Annotated in this window: 15 protein-coding genes; 11 read left to right on the forward strand and 4 right to left on the reverse strand. The window is 42.4% G+C overall.

All coding sequences use genetic code 11. The features are described from left to right. Positions 1-31 precede the first annotated feature (31 nt). From BM398_RS00130 to BM398_RS00145, 4 genes are all read left to right on the forward strand, one after another. Positions 32-1,906: a peptide ABC transporter substrate-binding protein gene (locus BM398_RS00130; protein WP_092335914.1), complete on the forward strand. Its 1,875-nt coding sequence runs from the start codon at positions 32-34 to the stop codon at positions 1,904-1,906. Positions 1,907-2,091: 185 nt separating this feature from the next. Continuing rightward, positions 2,092-3,735 (forward strand): SulP family inorganic anion transporter, encoded by a 1,644-nt coding sequence (locus BM398_RS00135; protein ID WP_092335915.1) that lies wholly within the window; start codon positions 2,092-2,094, stop codon positions 3,733-3,735. Positions 3,736-3,824: 89 nt separating this feature from the next. Continuing rightward, positions 3,825-5,216 carry a PhoH family protein gene (locus BM398_RS00140; protein WP_092335916.1) on the forward strand — a complete coding sequence of 464 codons (1,392 nt, stop codon included), beginning with the start codon at positions 3,825-3,827 and terminating at the stop codon, positions 5,214-5,216. Between the two features lie 85 nt (positions 5,217-5,301). Continuing rightward, the gene (locus tag BM398_RS00145; RefSeq protein WP_175531776.1) at positions 5,302-6,213 is read left to right on the forward strand and encodes an RluA family pseudouridine synthase; all 912 of its coding nucleotides are present in this window, start codon (positions 5,302-5,304) and stop codon (positions 6,211-6,213) included. Positions 6,214-6,274: 61 nt separating this feature from the next. Here BM398_RS00145 and BM398_RS00150 read toward each other — a convergent pair whose 3' ends face one another. Beyond that, on the reverse strand, positions 6,275-7,558 hold the full coding sequence (locus BM398_RS00150; protein ID WP_175531777.1) for a DNA polymerase Y family protein: 1,284 nt from the start codon (positions 7,556-7,558) through the stop codon (positions 6,275-6,277). Between the two features lie 321 nt (positions 7,559-7,879). Between BM398_RS00150 and BM398_RS00155 the strand changes: the two genes are divergently transcribed. Next, on the forward strand, positions 7,880-8,437 hold the full coding sequence (locus BM398_RS00155; protein ID WP_242949723.1) for a CAP domain-containing protein: 558 nt from the start codon (positions 7,880-7,882) through the stop codon (positions 8,435-8,437). 173 nt (positions 8,438-8,610) lie between these two features. Here BM398_RS00155 and BM398_RS00160 read toward each other — a convergent pair whose 3' ends face one another. The 3 genes from BM398_RS00160 to BM398_RS00170 are packed head-to-tail and all read right to left on the reverse strand — an operon-like array spanning position 8,611 to position 11,093. Then, entirely contained in the window at positions 8,611-9,054 is a 444-nt protein-coding gene (locus tag BM398_RS00160; protein WP_092335920.1) for an aspartate carbamoyltransferase regulatory subunit, read from the reverse strand. 20 nt (positions 9,055-9,074) lie between these two features. Then, positions 9,075-10,022 (reverse strand): aspartate carbamoyltransferase, encoded by a 948-nt coding sequence (gene pyrB / locus BM398_RS00165; RefSeq protein ID WP_092336242.1) that lies wholly within the window; start codon positions 10,020-10,022, stop codon positions 9,075-9,077. 60 nt (positions 10,023-10,082) lie between these two features. After that, positions 10,083-11,093, reverse strand: coding sequence for a DUF5050 domain-containing protein (locus BM398_RS00170; protein ID WP_092335921.1), 1,011 nt, complete (start codon positions 11,091-11,093; stop codon positions 10,083-10,085). A gap of 118 nt (positions 11,094-11,211) precedes the next feature. Here BM398_RS00170 and pheA point away from each other — a divergent pair, with 118 nt between their 5' ends. The 6 genes from pheA to BM398_RS00200 all read left to right on the forward strand — a co-directional run bounded on the left by pheA (position 11,212) and on the right by BM398_RS00200 (position 17,841). Further along, on the forward strand, positions 11,212-12,339 hold the full coding sequence (gene pheA, locus BM398_RS00175) for a prephenate dehydratase (protein WP_092335922.1): 1,128 nt from the start codon (positions 11,212-11,214) through the stop codon (positions 12,337-12,339). 35 nt (positions 12,340-12,374) lie between these two features. Continuing rightward, positions 12,375-13,922: a Ppx/GppA phosphatase family protein gene (locus tag BM398_RS00180; protein ID WP_092335923.1), complete on the forward strand. Its 1,548-nt coding sequence runs from the start codon at positions 12,375-12,377 to the stop codon at positions 13,920-13,922. A gap of 19 nt (positions 13,923-13,941) precedes the next feature. Continuing rightward, a complete protein-coding gene (locus tag BM398_RS00185; protein WP_092335924.1) occupies positions 13,942-16,101 on the forward strand; it encodes an RNA degradosome polyphosphate kinase in 2,160 nt (719 codons plus the stop codon). Between the two features lie 61 nt (positions 16,102-16,162). Beyond that, positions 16,163-16,738: a Maf family protein gene (locus BM398_RS00190; RefSeq protein ID WP_092335925.1), complete on the forward strand. Its 576-nt coding sequence runs from the start codon at positions 16,163-16,165 to the stop codon at positions 16,736-16,738. Positions 16,739-16,752: 14 nt separating this feature from the next. Continuing rightward, entirely contained in the window at positions 16,753-17,007 is a 255-nt protein-coding gene (locus BM398_RS00195; RefSeq protein WP_026654642.1) for a hypothetical protein, read from the forward strand. Between the two features lie 15 nt (positions 17,008-17,022). Beyond that, positions 17,023-17,841, forward strand: coding sequence for a Cof-type HAD-IIB family hydrolase (locus BM398_RS00200; protein WP_092335926.1), 819 nt, complete (start codon positions 17,023-17,025; stop codon positions 17,839-17,841). Positions 17,842-17,920 lie beyond the last annotated feature (79 nt).

A 17,920-nucleotide genomic window follows, 5' to 3' on the forward strand; every position in this document is an offset into this window, starting at 1 on the left:
ATTACATTCATAATTCAGAAGGAGGAAAATTATGAAAAAGAAATTGCTCTCAGTACTTCTTGCTTCCAGCATGTTACTGAGCCTCGCTGCTTGCGGAAAATCATCTGATGCCGCAAATGAAGCGGGATCACAGACAGCTGCAGATTCAGCAGCGCAGGAAACATCAGCAGCAAAGCCTGCTGAAGAAAAAAATTCAGGTATTATCAATGTTTGTATCGGCTCAGAGCCTCAGTCACTCGATCCGGCAATCAACTCTACAGTTGATGGCGCAACAGTAATCAGCCATCTTTTCTCAGGCCTTGCAAAGTGGGGCGCTGATGCTAACGGAAAAGCTGAGCTTCAGCCTGATTGTATAGAAGGATTTACAGAAGGCGTTAAGAATGATGACGGAACTGTTACATACACATACAAACTTAGAGATGGCCTTAAGTGGTCAGATGGTAAGGACTTGACAGCAGGAGATTTCGTATATTCATGGAACCGTGCTGCAGGAACAGAACTTGCTGCTGACTATTGCTACATGTTCGATGTAATCGTAGGTTACGACGAGATGTGGGCTGACAATGCAAAGGGTGATGAGAAACTTAAAGTTGAAGCACCCGATGATAAGACTATCGTTGTTACACTTAAGAACGATGTTCCTTACTGGAACGAGCTTCTTGCTTTCCCTGCATACATGCCTGTTCGTGAGGACGTTGTATCAAACGAGAGCTGGGCTGCAGAACCAAGCGGATACATCTGCAACGGACCTTACACAATCAGTGATTGGCAGCACAACTCAGTTATCAAGGTAACTAAGAGAGATGATTATGTTGACGCAGCTGATATAACAATTAATGAGATCAATTTCTATCTTTCTGATGATCAGAATAACATGCTTGCTAACTTTGAGAACGGATCATGGGAGTTCATCGATGATGTTCCTACAAACGAAATCCCTAACCTCAAAGAGAACTATCCTACAGAGTTCAAGGTAGAAGGTCAGCTTGGAACATATTTCATTTGCTGGAATATCAACAAGAATCTCCTTCCTAAGTCAAGCAAGCTTACAGGCGTTGAGAAGACAAGAGCAGAGGAAGAAATCCGTAATGCATTTGCTCTTCTTATCGACAGAAACTACATCGTAAATGACGTAGCAAAGGGTGGACAGGTTCCCGCTTCTTCATTCGTTGCTATGGGTCTTACAGATGCTGACGGATCACAGTTCTATGAGAACGCAGGTCCCGATCCCAGCTATGTTGGATACTATGATGTAAAAGAAGATGCTTATGAAGCAAACTGGGAGAAGGCTCTCACAACACTTAAGAAGTATTACACATTTGACGAAGCTACACAGAAGTTCACAGATGTTCCTACAATCATGTACCTCTACAACACAAGTGAAGGACACAAGGCTATCGCAGAAGCTGTTCAGTCTACACTTGCAGGTATCGGTATTACAATGAACCTTGAGAACCAGGAGTTTGCTACTTGCGTTGAGACTCGTAAAAAGGGTGATTACTATGTAGCACGTCACGGTTGGCTCGGTGATTACAATGATCCTATTTCATTCCTTGATATGTGGACATCAGGATCAGGTAACAACGACGTTCAGTACGGTAAGGGTGCTAACGCTGATGTTAAGGCATACAGCATTGACCTTACAGACCTTGGATATGAGACAAAGGTTGAGAACGGAACATGGGCTGAGACTTATGATGTTATAATTAAGGATATCAAAGAGAGCACAGATACAAAGACTCGTTATGAGCTTATGCACAGAGCAGAAGATCTCCTTATGTCAACAGGATGCATCTGCCCTATCTACTTCTACACAGATATCTACATGGTAGATGACAGTGTAAGCGGATTCTACTCAAGTCCTCTTGGATTTAAGTTCTTTATGCACGCAAAAGTTAACAAGTAATAGAATACGTGTTATAATATGAAACGCCGCCTCGGTATTCCGGGGCGACGTTTTTTTGAGTAGAGCACTTAGTGAGGTCTTTTCGAACTTAGTGCGAACCATGGGGGAACACTTAACGAGCTGCAAGCGAGTTTAGTGAGAATCCCATGTGCAAAGCTCAAAGTACAATATCAAGGGAGATTATTATGGAAAATGAAAGACTAAAACCCATGCTGTTTACTGTTTTGAAAGGGTATAACGGCAAGCAGTTCTCGCAGGATCTTATCTCGGGAATCATTGTTGCGATTATTGCGCTTCCGCTCTCAATCGCGCTTGCGCTTGCATCGGGTGTGGGACCTGAAGAGGGACTCTATACCGCGATAGTAGCTGGATTTATCATCTCGTTTCTTGGTGGAAGCAGAGTTCAGATTGCGGGACCTACTGCAGCTTTTGCGACTATAGTTGCAGGAATTGTTGCAAGTAAGGGAATGGAAGGACTTGCGCTTGCTACGATATTTGCAGGTGTTATTCTTGTTTTAATGGGTGTATTCAAACTCGGATCACTTATCAAATTTATTCCTTATACCATCACTACAGGATTTACGGCAGGTATTGCTGTAACTATCTTTGTCGGCCAGATTAAGGACTTTTTAGGCCTTACTTATCCGGCAGGAACTACAACAGTTGAGACAGTAGAGAAGCTTGAAGCAATCGGAAAGAATATTTCTACGATAAATTACAGCGCTCTTATTGTCGGCGTAATATGTCTTGTTATCCAGATTGTCTGGCCTAAGATAAATAAGAAGATACCCGGATCGCTCATTGCGGTTATTGTCGGTATCCTTATGGTTAAACTCCTTAATATGAATGTTAATACTATCGGCGATCTTTATGAGATAAAGGGACAGCTCCCTGCACTCAGATTTCCGGCTTTCAGCTATAAGACACTTAGGGAAGTTGCAGGAGATGGCTTTACCATCGCAATCCTTGCAGCTATCGAATCTCTTTTGTCCTGTGTTGTCGCAGACAGCATGATTGATTCCAAGCACAGATCAAACATGGAACTTGTTGCACAGGGTGTAGGTAATATCGGTTCTGCTTTATTCGGCGGAATCCCTGCTACAGGTGCTATCGCACGTACCGCTGCAAATATCAAGAACGGTGGAAGAACTCCTATTGCAGGTATGATCCACTCAATATGCCTTGTTCTTGTACTTGTTGTTCTTATGCCTTTTGCGGCACTTATTCCTATGCCGACAATTGCGGCAATTCTTTTCATGGTTGCATATAATATGTGCCAGTGGAGAACTTTCGTACATTTGTGTAAGACAGCGCCAAAGAGCGACATCCTTGTTCTTGTAATGACTTTTGTTCTTACAATCGTATTTGACCTTGTTGTTGCTATTGAGATCGGTATGGTTGCGGCCTGCGTTCTCTTTATGAAGAGAATGAGCGAAGAGTCAAGGGTCAAAGGCTGGAAGTACTATGATCCCGAGGATGATCCGGACGGAACAGGTCTTAGAGATATTCCTAAGCATGTTCGTGTGTACGAGATAAGCGGACCTATGTTCTTCGGTGATGCTGAGCAGATTGCGGCTATCGGATTTAAGGAATTCACAAGAGTTCTTGTTATTCGTATGAGAGGTGTTCCGGCTATCGATGCGACAGCTATGCACTCTTTTGAAGAACTTTACAACAGATGCAAGAAGAACAATGTAACTCTTGTATTCTCACACGTAAATGAGCAGCCTATGAGCACTATGGAAAAGGATGGCTTTGTAGATCTTGTGGGACGTGAGAATTTCAGACCTCACATTGATGATGCGCTTGCAAGAGCCGCTGAACTGTAATTTCTACTGCTTGTACACTCCCTGTTTCTGTAACACAATATGTGGTATAATAAAGGTGTATCAAAAATAAAATATGGGGAGGGCTCCGTATGAAGAAGATCTACGTACTGGACACCAATGTTTTGATTCAGGCACCACACGCCTTGAAGTGCTTTGAGGATAACGAGGTCGTTCTTCCGCTGGTAGTCTTAGAAGAACTTGACGCCCACAAGCGTGACGAGGGCGAGAGAGGAGCTAATGTACGAGAGGCAATCAAGATCCTCGAGCAGATTCGGGGTAAAGGCGATCTTGTTGCAGGGGTTAAGCTCGATAACGGTGGAGTTCTGAGAGTTGAAAAGAACTTCAAGGATGTGGAGCTTCCCAAGGATCTGTCGGAGCACAAATCCGACAACCGAATTCTGAAAGTATGTAAAGGGCTTTCGGAAAGTAGGAAAGAGCAGGTAATTCTTGTAACCAAGGACATTCTCATGAGGATTAAGGCTCAGATACTCGATATGAGGTCTGAGGACTTTACAACTGAGCAGGTTGCGGGAGGTGGTGAGCAGTACAGCGGACGTGTAGATGTGTACGCTCCCGAGGATGCTTTTAAAGAGTTCAAGAAAAAGGGCATTCCGGTCGATAAGGTTTATTGTTGCGATGCAGACGGCAAGCAGTTCACACCGGAGCTCTATGAGAATGAGTTTGTTGTTGTAAGAGCAGATCAGTCCAATAACAAAACTCAGATGGGCAGAGTCTCAAAGGGCTTTATCAAAAAGCTTGATTATGAAAAGAGTCAGCCCTATGGCGTTAAGCCAAGAAATGCAGGTCAGTATTTCCTTCAGGAGGCACTTATGCAGCCTGCTGAGGTTGCACCGCTTGTTATTGTCAAAGGAATGGCGGGAACTGCCAAGACTTTCTACTCTCTTGCAGTCGGGCTTGAGAAGATGCTCAACAGACCAACGGGCGAGTACAGAAGGATTCTTGTGTGCAGACCAAATTCGCAGTTTGATGATGATATAGGCTTTTTGCCCGGAGACGAGCAGGAGAAGATTTCACCGCTTATGCGTCCCATAATCGACAATCTGGAACAGCTCATTGATTCCAACGAGGAAGAACGCTATAAGGATGAAAAAGAACTGACTGACAAAACAGACGAAGTCTTTGAGCGAGGCATCATTCAGTGTGAGGCTTTGAACTTTATAAGAGGACGTTCCATTCTAAAAACGTTCCTTATTATTGATGAGGCACAGAACATGACGCCTACTCAGGCCAAAGGTATTATTACAAGAGCAGGTAAAGACACCAAGATAATTCTTCTTGGCGATCCTAACCAGATTGACAGGCCGTTTCTTGATGAGAGAACAAACGGTTTATCTTACGCAAGTGAGCATATGAAGGGAAGTCCCTTCTGCTGGCAGATTTCTCTGTCTGCATCTGAGTGTGAGCGTAGCCGCCTTGCAATGGATGCTATTGAGCGTATGCGTGATAAGAAAGACTTCTGATGTTTTATTTATTAAAAAACTTCATAATGATTATTCTGTGCGGGTGATTTTGACACCCGCACTTTTTTTTAATAGAATACCCACTATGGGTAACGAATATAGAGAAATTGAATATACAGTGAAAGAAGCGGACGGAAAGCTAACGGCAGGAGAAATTATGAGAGAACGTCTCATGCTGTCAAGCAGAGAGGTCAGCAGATGTAAACTCTTTGATGACGGTGTTATGTGTAAGGGGATGCCTGTCAGGATAATCTCAGAGCTTGAACCCGGTGAGGTGCTTACGGTAAGGCTGTATGAGGATATAGAGAATAGTTCTGAAATTGTGCCGAGTGACGAGCCGATTGATGTTGTTTATGAGGATGAAGATCTTATCTTATTAAATAAAAAAGGAGATCAGGTTGTGCATCCCTCGTATGCTCATTATAAGGATTCGCTCAGCAATGCTCTTGCCGGATACTATGTAAGAACGGGGCAGGAGCACGTTATGCGTGTGATAGGAAGGCTCGACAGGGAAACGTCGGGACTTATTATCTTTGCAAAGAACAGGCACAGCGCGTCGATTCTTTCGCGTAAGAATGAGAATATGTCACGCAGAAAAGAGTACCTGGCCCTGTGCAGCGGAATTTTTGATGAAAAAGAAGGAACGGTAGATGCTCCGATTGAGAGAATTCCCGGACAAAGGATGATAAGAGAAGTTCGAGATGACGGTAAGAGAGCGATAACTCATTATAAGGTTGAAAAAGAGTTTAAGGATTTTTCATTGGTACGCCTTAAGCTGGATACCGGAAGAACGCACCAGATAAGAGTCCATATGTCATACCTCGGGCACCCGCTTCTTGGAGATAATCTTTACGGAAAAGAGATTGAAGATAACAAAGGACTTACAAGGGCGGCACTTCATGCATGTCACCTTGAATTTGAACAGCCTATAACGGGAGAAAAGCTTTCTTTTGAAGCCGAACTTCCCGAAGACATGAAAAAGGCGATGGGAATATAAAGATAAAAAGAGCAGATTTATACATATAACAAATTGTATAAATCTGCTTTTATTTTGAGTATCAAACGCGTCCCTTCTTTATAGTATCTTTTCCGAATTTTAGATTGATCTCATCGGCCATCTTATTCAGTCTCTTGGTTCGTTCATCGTTCTTGTTGCTGTTGTTACTATTAAATGAAACATCAAACAGTGAGAGCTGTCTGTAGGAACCGTCGTCGAGCTTACTTACTCCGACGCCTACAAGCCTTACGTTTTCGCCTTTCATAAACAGTCCGTCTGTTCCTAGCATCATCTTATCTGCAAGCTCTTTGGAATAAATAAAGAGCTTATCTGCATCGTCAATTGAATTTTCAAGCTGCATTTGGCAGGAGTGACGCCTAAAATCTGTTGTCTTTACCGATACGGTAACGGTGCGGCCAAAAACACCATCTCGCCTTAGCCTTCGTGATACGCTCTCGGATAAATGTTTCAGAATGGGAATAATATCTTTATCATAATTATCTGCCGTAAGGTCTGAGGAAAGAGTGGTCTCATTGGAATAACTCTTAGCCTCTTCATATTCTCCGGAAACTTCGGTGCTTCCGTATCCGTTTGCACTGTAATAGATATAGCTTCCTATATTTTCTCCAAGTATATGAGACAGCATTACGGGATCTGCATTTGCAGCATCTCCGATTGTTCTGATGCCGATCCGCATAAGCCTGTCGGCGGTTGCCTTACCGCATCCGTATAAGTCACCTATGGGAAGCGGCCACATTTTCTTTTCCACTTCTTCAGGGAAAAGAGTGTGAATCCTGTCGGGCTTGGTAAAGTCACTTGCCATCTTTGCAAGGAGTTTATTGTCCGAAATTCCGACATTAACTGTAAAGCCCAGAGTGTCACGGATCTCATTTTTTATCTTATCGGCAACACAGATAGGGAAGGGCATATCGGGAGTTACAAGATCTGCGTAGACAACTTCCGTTCCCGTCATATCAAGATACGCTTCATCGACCGATACCTGCTGAACACACGGAGAATACTTGTTCAATATTTCGATAAAAGCGTGAGAGTATTCTCTGTAAGTTGCAAAATCCGATTGAACAAGGACGAGTTTGGGACATTTCTGGAGAGCCTTGATGACAGGTTCTCCCGTGACAATCCCGTATTTCTTTGCGGGGATTGATTTGGCGGTGATAATGCCGTGACGGGTCTTGACGTCGCCACCTACTGCGGAAGGGATAGTCCTTAGATCAATGCTTCCGGGCTCTTCACGGAGCTTTTTTAGTGCTGACCATGAGAGAAATGCTGAGTTTACATCGATGTGAAATATATAATTATCATAATTATACGAAATAATGTTCAAACGTAGCCTCTTAAACGATAAAGTGTACGGAATAACTGATTTTTTTATTACAATACCACTATACACCGAACATATATTCGAATCAACAGGGCAAAATGTGAATTTTTTAAATCCAGTAGGTAAGGGCGTTTGAAGAATTCTATCGAAATTTAGGTAAAAAAATTTCATCGGACAACTTATTTAAGTGAAATAATAGATATTTTTAACCCAAAAAATGTGATTAACTATATTGAATGATAAATAGAATTGCTTTAAAGTATATTTAGGTTATGAGAGGGTTATGTTGTACCTAATATTTATGCTTATGCAGGAGAGATGGATATGAGAAATTTAAAAAAACTTTTCGCTGTAATGTTTTCATGTGTACTTGCTTTTACTTTTGTAGCTTGCGGTTCTACCAAAGAGGGGGCACTTGATGGTGGTGCTGCTGCAAGAGGAGCTGAAGAGGGCGCCGGAGAAATCTACATTGATGATGAGGCAATTGCTCTTGCAGGATCAGCTTCATCAAGCCAGGCAGCTATCGATGCTTGCGCAGGTGTTTTCAACCTTATGAATCAGCAGAGAGCAGCTCAGGGACTTTCAGCACTCGTATGGAGCGATGCTCTTACATCAGCAGCTCAGGTTAGAGCTAATGAGATCACAACTTCGTTTTCACACACAAGACCTAACGGATCTGATTTCTGGACAGTAGATAGTAATGTTCAGTACGGTGAGAATCTTGCTAAGCTGTATCAGTCAGCTGACGCAGTATACACAGCATGGATGAATTCACCTACACACGCTGCCAACATTATGGATGCAGGATATAAGACAGTAGGTATCGCAGTATTCCTTGCTCCCGATGGTAACTGGTACTGGGCACAGGAATTCGGATATTGATAAATTGATAATATAAACAAATACAACAGACAAACCCCAATGAAATAGAAGCCTTGAGAAACAGATGATTTCTCAAGGCTCTTTTCATATGCAAAAATGTAAGAAAAACGCCATAGCAAGTGTTTGCCATGGCGCATATTTATAATATCATAATGTGAATGTCCGACACATTGTCAGTTCTTGGAAGCGTCCCCTTCTGTATACTTCTCATCGCAGTACTTGCAACGGTAAACCTCGTTCTTTTCGTCTGCAAGATAGAAGACCTGTGGAAGCCCCTGCTCGATAGATGAGATACATCTGGGATTGTGGCAGCGGATAACGTTTGTAATCTCCTTAGGAAGTACGAGAGCACGCTTTTCGATGATTTCGCCGGCTCTGATAACATTAACCGTGATATTGTGATCGATGTATGCTAGGATATCGAGGTTGAGAGTATCGATGTCGCATTCAACCTTTAAGATATCTTTTTTGCCCATAACCTTACTCTTGGCATTCTTTATTATGGCAACCGTAGAATCGAGCTTATTGAGCCCCAAATGGTTGTAAATCTGCATGCCTTTTCCGGCCTGGATATGATCAAGTACAAAACCTTCTTCAATTTTTCCGATATTTAACATGTATGACCTCTTTCTGTTTATTAGAATTTTTTAAGCAATCCTTCATTCATGTGCGCATCTGTCATATTAAGAAGCGTAAGGATAAGTGCCATTCTTACATACAGACCGTACTGAACCTGCTTGAAATATGCAGCTCTGGGGTCTTTGTCTATCTCGACCGCAATCTCGTTAACTCTCGGGAGCGGATGGAGAATGTGCATTTTTTCTTTTGCGAGAGTCATCTTTGCTTCATCTAAGATATAGAAATTACGAAGTCTGATATAATCTTCCTCGTTGAAGAAACGTTCTTTCTGAACACGTGTCATGTAGAGGAAATCAAGCTTTGGCATAACTTCTTCAAGCTTTATAACTTCTTCATATTTGATGCCCTTGTTATTGAGCATTTCTGTGATGTAATCGGGAACACGAAGTTCCTTGGGAGAAACGAAGATGAAATTAATTCCTTCATATCTTGTCAGAGCATTTATCAAAGAATGGACTGTTCGACCAAATTTAAGGTCGCCGCAAAGACCGATAGTGAAATCGCCTAATTTACCGTGTAAAGATCTGATTGTAAGAAGATCGGTAAGTGTCTGTGTAGGATGCTGATGGCCGCCGTCACCTGCATTGATAACAGGGATTTCTGAGTTGGCAGCTGCTACCATCGGAGCACCTTCCTTGGGATGACGCATGGCACATATGTCTGCGAAACAAGAGATAACACGAATGGTATCGGCAACGCTTTCGCCCTTGGCTGCCGAAGAGTTACTTGCATCTGCAAAACCGAGGCACTTGCCTCCGAGTCTTAACATAGCTGTTTCAAAACTAAGTCTTGTTCTTGTGCTTGGTTCATAGAAACATGTAGCCAGAAGCTTTCCGTCGCACTTGTGAGAGTAGGCTTCCATATTATTCTCAATGTCGTTGGCTACATCGAAAAGGTCCTCCAATTCAGATACACTGAAGTCGAGGGGGTTCATCATGTGTCGCATATTATTCATACCGTCTCCTCAATAAAATACAAAAGATTACTAAAAAATATATCAAACGGATCAATAAGCACTTACAAAAATAGAAGCAGGTGACGATCCGCTCAATGGCATATGATACATCACATCATCCAATCCGTAAACCTTAAAATAAACATATTTGGATGACAGATTTATACTATTCACAATTCCGTCATATAAGACCACTGTGTCCGATCCGTCAAGGTTACATCTCCTAAGAGACGGAACATTCGGATCGGAAAATGCGTAGTAAATATAGTTGTCGTTCATGGCAAAGCAGTCGAGTCTGTCGCTTACAACAGGCTGCGCATTGCCGCTTGCAAGATTGGTGCGCCATAAACTGTAATTGTCATCGCCGTTCATATAGTAAATATAATCTCCCTGAACAACAGGATAGAAGTAATTTCCTTCGATAATGGTAGATATTGCATCACCTGCAGTTGTCTGCAGAGTGTGAATGTTGTGATCTTCGGTAACACCTGTAAAGTAGATGGTGCCGTTGTTGTAGCAGACCGGAGATATCTTCTCGTTAGCGACGGTAGAGCGGTTCTTCTGGTCGACTCTTATCTTTTCAAGAGTTCCGCCGTTACCGTTATTTACCTGGAAATACAGATATTCTCCGCAAAGCTGAACTTCTCCGCAAAAATCTCTTAAAAGGCATGTCTGGTTTCTGCCGTTTACCTTGCATCTGTAGATACCGTACTGGTTGGTTACGGTACTGAGACCTGAAAGCTTGTCGGATTTTTTGGTCGAATCCATATAGAAATACAGAAGACCGTTTGCACCGTTTATATATTTGACTCCCATGCTGGTGAGTCTTTTTTGATTAGCTTCGTTGGGATCCATGGAATAAAGACAATTGCTGTCGGCGGGATTGGAAAAAAAGACCTTGCCGTCCATTTCAAAGACAAGACCGGAATTGTGAAGGTTGCCTGCCAGGTTTCCATGATCTGAAGGGAACATAGTAATCTGCTGTTCCTTGATGTGGGCAGCAACAACAAATGCTATGATAAGAGTGATTAGCGCGAAAGTAACCGCAGTACGTTTGGTCATTTGTCTACCTCTTTCTATGTTTCCGTTATAATTATTATAGGCGTGTTATTTCTTGCTATCAAGAAGCATTTGTTCTAAAATTCTATTAGATTTAATACTGGGAGGAATGTGTGGATTTATGGATCTGAAAGATTTACGAAGCGAGATTGATGTTATAGACAGGCAGATAGTTGAACTGTTTGAGAAGAGAATGGATGTAGCATCACAGGTCGCTGATTATAAAATATCGGTTGGTAAAAAAGTATTTGATAAAGAAAGAGAAGACGAGAAGCTTAAGGCAGTTAAGGCGCTTGCACATTCTGACTTTAACAGGACGGGAGTTGAGGAGCTTTTTTCACAGCTGATGTCAATGAGTAGAAAGCTTCAGTATCAGAAACTTTCAGAGAAAGGAGCTTCGGGTAATCTTCCTTTTATACAAAAAGACAGTATAGATAAAAAGAACTCAAGAGTGTGCTTCCAGGGAGCTGCGGGCTCTTATTCGGAAGAAGCAATGAAGAAGTTCTTTGGAAAAGACGTAAACAGTACGGCGGTTGAGACGTTCAGGGATGCAATGGCTCTTTTGGAGGAAGGAAGTGTTGATTATGCGGTTCTTCCGATTGAAAATTCGACAGCCGGAATCGTAAGCGAGATATACGATCTTCTTGCGGAGTATGAGCACTACATTGTAGGAGAACAGATAATAGAGATAAAGCATTGTCTTTTGGGCGTGCCCGGAGCGAAGCTTGAAGATATCAAGACGGTCTTTGCTCATCCTCAGGCACTTATGCAGAGCGCAAAGTTCTTATCGGACAACAGCAGCATTCAGCAGATCGGTATGAAGAATAATGCATTTGCGGCAGAGAAGGTTGCTAAGGAAAAAGATAAGTCTCAGGCTGCAATTGCCGGAGCCGGAGCTGCAGACGTTTACGGACTTGAGATAATAAAAGAGGGAATAAATCAGGCGGATTCAAACTCGACCAGATTTATCATAGTTACGAACCAGAAAGTATTTTTGAAGGATGCGAAAAAGATAAGCATATGCATGGAAATTCCACACGAGGCAGGCTCTCTTTATCACATCATGTCACATTTTATATACAACAATCTCAATATGACCAAGATAGAGTCAAGACCTATCGAGGACAGAAATTGGGAATACAGATTCTTTATTGATTTCGACGGAAATCTTGGAGACAGTGCAGTTAAGAATGCTCTTCGCGGACTTCGTGAGGAAGCAAAAATGCTTAGAATACTCGGTAATTACTGATTTTATACTAAATTAAACTATGAGGGGTTTAACTTATGACGGGTGAAGTATTTGCTGCAATTGATGTCGGTTCATATGAAATATCGCTGAAGATCTTTGAGCTGTCCATGAGAAAGGGCGTAAGGGAGCTTGATCACGTGCGCCACCGCATGGATATCGGAAGTGAGACTTATGCAACGGGAAGGATATCGAGTTATCACGTAGATGAGATGATTCGTATCCTGTCCGAGTATAAGAAGATAATGAAGGAGTACGGAGTAACTCATTATCAGGCTTACGGAACGAGTGCGATCAGAGAAACCAAGGATATAGCGATAGTCCGCGATCTTATAGAGAACAGGACCGGCATACACATTGATGTTCTCAGTAATTCGGAACAGCGTTTTATTGACTATAAGTCTATCGCTCTTAAATACGATCAATTTGAAGAGATAATCTCAAAGCCTACCGCGATTGCGGATATCGGAGGCGGAAGTATACAGATATCTCTTTTTGAAAAAGATACACTTGTTGTTACGCAGAATCTTATGACAGGTGTTCTTCGTCTTCATACCACCATGGAACAGGTACACGCATCGAGACTTAAGTACGCGGAGCTTGTAACGGAGCTTATCAATTCAAGGCTTTCTGTCTTTAGTAAGATGCATCTTAAGGACAAAAAAGTCGAGAATCTTATCATCATTGATGACTACGTTTCTCCTGTACTTCAGAAGATGGGGCTTGGCACTGAGAGAGAGGGCTATGCTTCAGCGGAAGAGTTTCGTAAGCTCTTTAAAAAGGCTTATAAAAAGAGTGACCTTGAGGTTGCCAAAAAGCTTAATATCCCGGAGGAAAATGTACCTCTTTTCCATGTTGCGGGAGTTCTTGTTAAGTGTATTCTTGACGTCACAAAGGCAGAAAACCTCTGGGCGCCCGGAATTACTCTGTGCGACGGAATAGCTTACGAATACGCGGAAAATAAGAATTATATAAAATCGCCTCATGACTTTGAACAGGATATCATCGCATGTGCTCAGAATATCTCAAAGAGATATATGGGTAGCAGATCAAGAAGAGAGACGCTTCAGAAGATCGCACTGACTATCTTTGACAGTACCAAGGAACTTCATGGGCTTGGCGATAGGGAGAAGCTTCTTTTACAGATTGCGACTATCCTTCATGACTGCGGCAAGTATATAAGTCTTGTTTATCTTGGAGATTGTTCGTACAACATAATAATGTCGACTGAGATTATCGGTCTTTCCCATGTAGAGAGAGCCATCGTTGCCAATGTGGTCAGATTTAATCACGAGAGTTTTGAATATTACAATAATAAGAGCAAGTTCTTTGACGGACTTTCAAGAGAAGACTACTTAAGGATTGCCAAGCTCACGGCGATAATAAGAGTAGCCAACGGTCTTGACAGGACGCATAAGCAGAAGTTTAAGGACGTAACCGTCGAGCTCAAAGAGAGGGAACTTGTAATAAACGTTGATACGGCGGCTGATATAACGCTTGAAAAAGGTCTTTTTACAAACAGAGCGGAATTTTTTGAGGAAGTTTTCGGAGTAAAGCCTGTAATAAGGCAGAAGAAGATGTTGTGAAAGATATGAGAGGGATGCTATGACTAAGGACAAAACTGTGGGTAAAACGAGCGTCAATGTTGAGAGCTCCAAATATTATACAAACAGGGAACTTAGCTGGATTCAGTTTAACGAAAGGGTTCTTTGCGAAGCCGAGGATGAGTCGAATCCGCTTCTTGAGAGAGTTAAGTTTCTGAGTATCTCTGCGAGCAATCTGGATGAGTTTTTTATGGTCCGCGTTGCGTCTTTGAAGGACATGATAAACGCGGAGTACAAAAAGCCGGATATCGCCGGAATGACTGCGACAAAGCAGCTTCATGAGGTGCTCAAAAAGCTACATGATTTTACTGAGAATCAGTATGCGGTTTATAATGATTGTCTTTTGCCCCTTCTTGAAGAGAATGGGTTTAGTATCTGCGATATAAGCGAGCTTGGGGGGAAAGAGCTTGCTTATGCGGAGAGATATTTCGATGAGGTTGTATTTCCGGTTCTTACGCCGATGGCGGTAGATTCATCAAGACCGTTCCCGCTTATAAGGAATAAGACGCTTAATATCGGAGCGCTCCTTAAAAAGAAAGAGGGTAAGGACGACGTTGATTTTGCTACCGTTCAGGTGCCTGACGTTCTTCCGAGGCTCTTTCACATTCCGGGAAACGAAGAGAACAAATTCGGGAAGTATATCTTCCTTGAAAATCTCATAATGCACAACGTAGATAAGCTCTATCTTAACTACGATGTCATTGCGAGTGCGCCTTACAGGGTTGAGCGAAACGCCGATCTTTCAATTGATGAAGATGAGGCGGAAGATCTTCTTAAAGAGATCGAGAAGCAGATAAAAAAGCGTCAGTGGGGACAGGCTATAAGACTTGAAGTTTCTACGGGAATGGATGAGAAACTCTTAAAGCTTATAGCTGAAGAACTTGACGTTGATGATAATGAGATATTTAAGGTGAACGGACCGCTCGATCTTACCTTTTTGATGAAGCTGTATAAGGTGGAAGGGTTCGATCATCTGAAGGAACACGGATACAGACCGCCCAGCGCTGTGCCTGAATTTATCGGGGAAAAAGATATTTTCAGTGCGATAAGTAAGGGCGATATACTGATGCATCATCCTTATCAGACATTTGAGAATGTCGTTAAGTTTGTCGAAGAGGCAGCAGTTGATCCCGGAGTTCTTGCCATTAAGCAGACTCTTTACAGAGTAAGCGGTAACTCGCCTATTATCGCGGCGCTTGCAAAGGCAGCTGATAACGGCAAGCAGGTTACCGTGCTTGTAGAGCTCAAGGCAAGGTTTGATGAAGAGAATAACATCGTATGGGCAAAGATGCTTGAAAAAGCGGGATGCCACGTAATATACGGTCTTGTCGGTCTTAAGACGCACTGTAAGATAACGCTTGTAGTCAGAAAGGAAGAGGACGGTATAAAGAGATACGTCCATCTTGCGACGGGAAACTATAACGATTCGACGGCAAAACAATATACAGATATAGGTCTTTTCACCTGTGCACCTGCATTTGGTGAGGATGCGACCGCTGTGTTTAATATGCTCTCGGGATATTCTGAGCCGCTTGGTTGGAATAAGCTTTCTCTTGCACCTTTGTGGCTTAAGGACAGGATCATAGATCTTATCAGAAGGGAAAAAGAGCATGCTCTTAAGAATGAACCTGCAAGGATAGTTGCTAAGATGAATGCGATATGCCACAAGGATGTCATTGCGGAGCTTTATCTTGCGAGCTGTGCGGGTGTTAAGATAGACCTTATAGTAAGAGGTATATGTTGTCTTAAAACGGGAATAAAGGGTGTTTCGGAGAATATTACGGTAAGGTCCATAGTAGGTAATTTCCTTGAGCACAGCAGGATATTCTGTTTTGAGAACGGCGGCAGCAGGGAAATCTACGCAAGCAGCGCGGACTGGATGCCCAGAAACCTTGAGAGGCGTGTGGAGATTCTTTTCCCTATTGAGAATGAAGAACTCAAGAAAAAGGCATGGCACATACTTGAACTTGAACTTCGTGACACCGAGAAGGCTCACATAATGAATGACAAGGGAGAGTACGAAAAACCTGTTATTTCGGAGGATGTACCGAGAATAAACTCGCAGAAGATCCTGTGTGATGAGGCGTATGGAGCAGCGAAAACCCTCAACAACAGGAATACGAGAATCTTTATTCCCGAGACAAATCCTAATATGAAATGATATAAAACTTCATAAAAAGTGAAAAATGTACTATTGTAAAGGAGCAGCACGAGGTAATAAGATGAGATATATACTGGCATCGGGGTCACCCAGACGCAAAGAGCTTTTGAGAAAGGTGATTGAAGACTACGAGATTCTTATACCGGAAGGTGAAGAGATCGCCGACTCAAAGGAGCCCGATAAAATCGTCATGGAGCTTTCGTTCCGAAAAGCTTCAGAGATTTTTCATAAAATTTTTACGGAAGACGTGGTTGTAATAGGCGCTGACACAGTCGTATCATATAATCAGAAAGTGCTCGGTAAACCTACCGATAAAGATGATGCGAAGAATATGATCGGGGAGCTTTCGGGCAACACACATCAGGTATACACAGGGGTGACTTTATTTTTCAGAAAAGACGGAAAAGAAGATCACGTATCATTCTGCGAAGAAACTAATGTGGATGTCGTGAAAATGACTGATGAAGAGATTAACGCTTATGTTAAAACTAACGAACCTGACGACAAAGCGGGAGCCTATGGGGTTCAAGGCTTGTTTGCACGTTATATCAGCGGTATTAAGGGTGATTATTACAATGTCGTAGGTTTGCCTGTGGCAAGACTCTACACAGAGATGAAAAGGAAAGATTTGTTGTAATTGGAGGTTTTTTTATGCATGAGTATGATGAAGCAGTATTGAGATGTTTTTTGGAGAATCAGGGACAGCTTTTTCCTGAGGACGTAGCAGAGAACATGGAAGAAGCGGAAGCTTTTTTGGAGGATTCGATGGCAGTTGTTGTTGACAGTCCTGATGAAGTCGAAGAGTATTTTGAGGAGTCGGGCGTTGACACTGAAGGTAGCAATGTACTTGAAGCTAATGAAGTTTTTGATATAGGTGATGGAAGATATTTGATCGTTGAAGCATAAAGTTAGGAGTATTAAGTGAAGAGATTGGACAGAAAGATTTTTTTCTTTGACCTGGATGGTACTCTTCTTACAACTAAAAAAGATATTTCACCAAGGACGATGGATGCCCTGAAGAAGTTCACGGATGCCGGTAATTATTTTTGTATAAACACCGGCAGGGCGATAGATAGCGCAAAAGCTGTCTATCGCGGACTGGGACTTAACTTTAAGGGCTCTTTTTTGTGCGGTTGTAACGGAACTGAGATATACAGTGTCGATGAGGAAAAATACGTTTATAAGACGGGCGTTCCGCTTGAGCTGGTGCCTGTTATCATGGATATGGCAAAGGAGCATGATATGCATTGTCATACCTATAATGACACGCATATTGTCACTGCAATGAACGGTGAGTGCATGGAGTATTACAGAAGAGTCATTAAGACGCCGCTTCTTGTTACGGATGATGTGGTAAAAGAGCTGACATCTCCTCCACCTAAGATGATAGCGATCGAGCTTCACGATAAGGCGAAGCAGGAGAATTTCCGTAAGGCACTCGATGAGGTTGTGGGCGATAAACTCACTCTTTTGTACTCAAGTCCGTATTATCTTGAGATATTTCCTAAGGAAGCAGGCAAGGGAAATGCGGTAAAGAGACTTGCGGATATATTGGGAGTTCCTATCGAGAATACCTATGCTGCGGGAGATGAGGAAAATGATATTTCAATGCTCGAGGCAGCAGGTGCCGGCGTAGCGATGCTTAATGCAAAGGATGCGGTCAAAAAAGTCAGCGACGTTGTGACGACTTTCGATAACGATCACGACGGACTTGCTGATATAATACTGGGTGCAATCTGAAAAATTATATATATGTTTGTAGGAAGCAATTGAGATTGAAAAATCTTGGTTGCTTTTTTCTTGGATTAATTGCATAAAA

The organism is Butyrivibrio sp. M55 (assembly GCF_900116865.1).
GTDB lineage: Bacteria > Bacillota > Clostridia > Lachnospirales > Lachnospiraceae > Butyrivibrio.